This is a genomic window from Collinsella sp. AF31-11 (assembly GCF_003475605.1).
GTDB lineage: Bacteria > Actinomycetota > Coriobacteriia > Coriobacteriales > Coriobacteriaceae > Collinsella.
The window spans coordinates 1,093-1,532 of record NZ_QRQS01000005.1 but is presented as its reverse complement, the minus strand read 5'-3'; the positions used below and the strand labels follow the sequence as shown (position 1 = coordinate 1,532).

Annotated in this window: 1 protein-coding gene; it reads right to left on the bottom strand. The window is 70.0% G+C overall.

Going from position 1 to position 440, the window contains the following annotated elements:
• A partial coding sequence (locus tag DWZ22_RS10425) for a sugar nucleotide-binding protein (RefSeq protein WP_233546440.1) occupies positions 1-440 on the bottom strand: 440 nt, incomplete at both ends.

The following is a 440-nucleotide window of genomic DNA, read 5'->3' as shown; positions in this document are numbered from 1 at the left end:
GCCTGCGCCATGTCGCGCGTGAAGGTCAGGCGGCCCAGCTGGTCGTCCACGACCGTGACCTTGTCCAGCTTGTCGTCCGGGTCGGCGACGCGGTCTGAGAGCGCCTTCATGGTCTTCACGAAGTTGCGGCCCTCGCCGATGACCCAGGAGCTGCGCATGATGTAGTGGCGGGGGCAGCCGGCCACGGCGATGTCGCCGGCTGCCTTGGTCTGGCCGTAGACGGACAGCGGGCTGAGGGGCTCGTCCTCCGTGTGGACCTCGGCCGTGCCGTCGAAGACGTAGTCGCTGGACACGTGGACGAGGGTGATCCCGTGCCCGGCACAGGTGCGGGCGAGAAGAGCGGGGCCGGTCGCGTTGGCCTTCCAGGCGGTCACGCGGCCCTCGGGGGTCTCCGCCCTGTCCACGGCCGTGTAGGCGCCGCAGTTGATGACGGTGCCGTA